Below are 4,252 nucleotides of genomic sequence, written 5' to 3'. Positions count from 1 at the left end.
GGTGCGGCCGGCCGGACCCGGATGACATCGGTGACGTCGCCGCCGTGTGCATAGACCTCCAGGGCGCGCACGACCTCGTCGCGGTGTGGGCGCTCGCCGGCCCGCGGCGACAGCGCGGCATGAAGCAGCGGAGCCAGGCGCGGGTCGACACCGTCGAGGTCCGGATCGCCGCGCGAGACGCGCGCCAGGACGGCATCCATGGCGCCGCGGCCGAAGGGCGGGCGGCCGCTCGCGGCATACGCCAAGGAGGCGGCCCACCCCCACCAGTCGGTCGCCGGCGTGACCTGGCCGCCCTCGATGATCTCCGGCGCGAGATAGCCGGGCGTGCCCATGACCAACCCGACGCTGGTCAGTCGCACGTCGTCGGTGAGGTGGGCGATGCCGAAGTCGATGAGGACCGGATCGCCGTCCAGGAGAAGCACATTGGCCGGTTTGACGTCGCGGTGGACCACGGCGGCGGCATGGATCGCGTCGATGGCGGACGCCAGACCGACCGCGACCCGGTGCAGGTCCTTGGGCGCGAGTGGGCCGTGGCCGTCGACGACGTCATCGAGCGCCGGCCCGGGCACCCAGCGGGTGACGACATAGGGGATCGGGCCGTCGATGTCGGCATCGATGATGGTCGCGACGTGCGCGCTGGTGATCCGTCGAAGGGCATCGACCTCGCGCCGCAACCGGGCGCGCGCGGCGGTGTCGTGATGGTCCAGCGAGCGCAGCACCTTGAGGGCGACAGCCCGGCCCTGCCGGTCGAGCGCCAGGTGCACGACGCCCATGCCGCCTTCGCCGAGGCGCTGGACCACGCGGTAGCGACCGATGACCGAGTGCTCGGCGAGGTCATCCACGCCGAGGTCCTGGGTCACCGAGTCCTCCATCGCCACGACTCAACGGTATGCCGCGGCGCCAGGTTCCCCGGCCAGGCTCACCCCTGGATGTAGTCCCGGAGCTGGGCGGCCTCGGCCTGCAGGGTGTCGATGCGCGACTTGACGACGTCGCCGATGCTCACGATGGCGGCGAGCTTGCCGTCGTTGACGACGGGGACGTGCCGGATCCGGCGCTCGGTCATCTGGCCGGCAAGGTCGGTGAGGTCGTCGTCGGTGGTGCAGGTGTGGACGTCCCTGGTCATGATCCGACCGACGGTCCCGTCGAGGACCTGCGCGCCGCCGCTGTGCAGGTGCCGGACGACGTCACGCTCGCTGACGATCCCGTCGACCGATCCGTCGCTGTCGGAGACGACGATGGCACCGATCTTGTGCTCGGCAAGGAGGGCCAGCAGATCCTTGACGGTGGCGTCCGAGCGGACCGTCACCACGGAGTCACCCTTGTGTCGCACGATGTCCGAGATCTTCATGCCCCGACCGTAGTGGGCCGACCGGCGCCGCGCCAGAGATGTCCGCGCGGCCCGAGGCCGAGCCCACCTGTGAGGAGCCGGAAAAGTAGTTCACCGTTCCACTTCCCTCCGGGTGGGTGGACCCGGCATACTGGTATGTAACCGCTTCCACCGAAGCGGCCACCATCCCTTTACAACGGATCGTCCGGCACGTTCCTGCCGGTGAAGGAGCAGAACACCCATGGCAACCGTCAAGTTCGACAACGCCACCCGGATCTACCCGGGCAACGACAAGCCCAGCGTCGACAAGCTCAACATCGACATCGAGGACGGCGAGTTCCTCGTCCTCGTCGGCCCCTCCGGCTGTGGCAAGTCCACCAGCCTGCGCATGCTCGCCGGCCTCGAGGAGGTCAACGGCGGCAAGATCTGGATCGGCGACCGCGACGTCACCGACCTCTCACCCAAGGACCGCGACGTGGCGATGGTCTTCCAGAACTACGCGCTCTACCCGCACATGTCCGTCGCCGACAACATGGGCTTCGCGCTCAAGATCGCCGGGACCGACAAGGCCGAGATCCGCAAGCGCGTCGAGGAGGCCGCCAAGATCCTCGACCTCACCCAGTACCTCGACCGCAAGCCGAAGGCCCTCTCCGGTGGCCAGCGCCAGCGCGTCGCCATGGGTCGGGCGATCGTCCGCTCCCCGCAGGTCTTCCTCATGGACGAGCCGCTGTCGAACCTCGACGCCAAGCTCCGCGTCCAGACCCGCACCCAGATCGCCTCGCTGCAGCGTCGCCTCGGCGTCACCACCGTCTACGTCACCCACGACCAGGTCGAGGCCATGACGATGGGCGACCGTATCGCCCTGCTCAAGGACGGCCTGCTCCAGCAGTGCGCGACCCCGCGCGAGATGTACGACCGCCCGGCGAACCTCTTCGTCGCCGGCTTCATCGGCTCCCCGGCCATGAACCTCCTGAGCGTCCCGGTGACCGAGTCCGGCGTGAAGTTCGGCAACCACACCCTCGATGTCGCCCGCGGTGACGTCGCCGGTGCGGGCAGCCAGGTCATCGTCGGCGTCCGTCCCGAGGACGTCGAGGTCACCTCGAACCCCGACGGTCTCGAGCTCGTCGTCGACGTCGTCGAGGAACTCGGCGCGGACGCCTACATCTATGGCACGCCGACCGACAAGAGCATCGCCATCGAGGGCAGCGGCGACGACGCGCTCGCCAAGCCCTTCATCGCCCGCGTCGACGGCCGTCAGGTCCCGGAGAAGGGCTCCAAGGTCTTCGTCCACCCGAAGGCCGCGCACCTGCACGTCTTCAACAAGGAGACCGGCGAGCGCCTCACCCGCTGAGGTCGACACCGACTCCTTTGCACCACCCCTGAACGCCCTGGGGCCCGGGATGCCACCTCCCCGGGCCCCAGCGGCTTGTCCCGACCCTGAGGACGGCCCCGATGGCCCTGCAGATCACCTCGGCCGGCGCGGATCCCGCGCTGCTCGACCTGCCCTGGCGGCTGCCGCTCGAGGAGTGGCCCGAGGAGATCCTCGCCGCCCTCCCCCGCGGCATCTCACGTCACGTCGTGCGCTTCGTGCGGCTGTCCGGGCGAGTGGTCGCGATCAAGGAGATCAAGGCCGAGATCGCGTCCCGCGAGTACCACATGCTCCGCAACCTCCAGCGGCTCGAGCTCCCCACCGTGGTGCCGTATGCCGTGGTCGCGGGTCGCGAGGACGCCGACGGGGACCCCTTGGACGCGTGCCTGATCACCGAGCACCTGCAGTTCTCGCTGCCCTATCGGGCGCTCTACAGCCAGAGCCTGCGCAAGGGCACCGCCGTCCGGCTCATCGACGCCCTCGCCGTGCTCCTCGTGCGGCTCCATCTCGCCGGCTTCTGGTGGGGTGACGTCTCGCTGTCGAACACGCTCTTCCGTCGCGATGCCGGCGCCTTCGCGGCATACCTCGTCGACGCGGAGACCGGAGAGCTCCACGAGAGTCTCTCCGCGGGCCAACGCGAACACGACCTCGACATCGCTCGGGTCAACATCGCCGGCGAGCTCATGGACCTCGAGGCGGGGGGCCTGCTCCAGGAGGACCGTGACCCGGTGGCCGTGAGCGAGCGGATCATGGTCCGCTACCACGAGCTCTGGAGCATCCTCACCAGTACCGAGGAGATCACTTTCGACGAGCGCTGGCGGGTGGAGGACCGGCTCCGGCGGCTCAACAAGTTGGGCTTCGACGTCGACGAGTTCGCGATGACGACCGACATCGGCGGCACGACTCTGACCATCCAGCCGAAGGTCGTCGATGCCGGGCACCACTCGCGGCGGCTGCTGCGCCTGACCGGCCTCGACGTCCGCGAGAATCAGGCCCGGCGTCTGCTCAACGACCTCGACGCCTACCGGGCCGCGCACGATCGCCAGGGCGACGACGAGGAGATCGTGGCCCACGACTGGCTGGAGCGGGTCTATCAGCCGCTCGTGCGGCGGATCCCGTCGTCGTTGCGCGCCAAGCTCGAGCCGGCGGAGGTCTTCCACGAGGTGCTCGAGCATCGGTGGTACATGGCCGAGCGAGCCAAGCATGACTTCACCATTCAGGAAGCGCTCGACGACTACCTGGCGCAGATCCTGCCGGGCAAGCCTGATGAGCAGTCGGTTGTCGGCATCGACACGGTCGAGATGCCGGTCACGGTGCTCGACGACTGACCTTCTACCATCGTCCATGACGTCACCACTCTCGTCACCACACCAGCAAGGGGGACCCATGTCCGACACCTCATCCTCGTCGAGCGACTCCTCGTCGTTCGACCCGACCGCTCCGGCCGCTCCGGCCAGCGAGCCGGTCGTCTCGGCGCTTCGATGCACCCGCGCCACCGGCGGCTGACGCCCCTCCGGCGCCCACCTACGGCGCCCCTGCGCCACCGGCGCCGCCCG

4 protein-coding genes are annotated in these 4,252 nt (G+C 69.3%); 2 read left to right on the top strand and 2 right to left on the bottom strand.

What is annotated here, in order from left to right:
- Both BN10_RS14520 and BN10_RS14515 read right to left on the bottom strand, forming a co-directional pair.
- Positions 1-872, bottom strand: an 872-nt coding sequence (locus BN10_RS14520; RefSeq protein ID WP_156917421.1) for a serine/threonine-protein kinase, incomplete at its 3' end; no start/stop codon positions are given.
- Between the two features lie 47 nt (positions 873-919).
- Positions 920-1,348 carry a CBS domain-containing protein gene (locus BN10_RS14515; protein ID WP_010852002.1) on the bottom strand — a complete coding sequence of 143 codons (429 nt, stop codon included), beginning with the start codon at positions 1,346-1,348 and terminating at the stop codon, positions 920-922.
- Between the two features lie 220 nt (positions 1,349-1,568).
- On the opposite strand from BN10_RS14515, the gene BN10_RS14510 reads away from it, so the two are divergent.
- A complete protein-coding gene (locus BN10_RS14510; RefSeq protein WP_010852001.1) occupies positions 1,569-2,678 on the top strand; it encodes an ABC transporter ATP-binding protein in 1,110 nt (369 codons plus the stop codon).
- A 101-nt stretch (positions 2,679-2,779) separates the two neighbouring features.
- Positions 2,780-4,024, top strand: a complete 1,245-nt coding sequence (locus BN10_RS14505; RefSeq protein ID WP_010852000.1) for a DUF4032 domain-containing protein — start codon at positions 2,780-2,782, stop codon at positions 4,022-4,024.
- Positions 4,025-4,252: the final 228 nt, after the last annotated feature.

It is taken from the genome of Phycicoccus elongatus Lp2, assembly GCF_000367525.1.
In the GTDB taxonomy this organism is placed as follows: Bacteria; Actinomycetota; Actinomycetes; order Actinomycetales; family Dermatophilaceae; genus Phycicoccus_A; species Phycicoccus_A elongatus.
The sequence above is the reverse complement of the archived record's forward strand: the minus strand, read 5'-3'. Positions and strand labels throughout refer to the sequence as shown.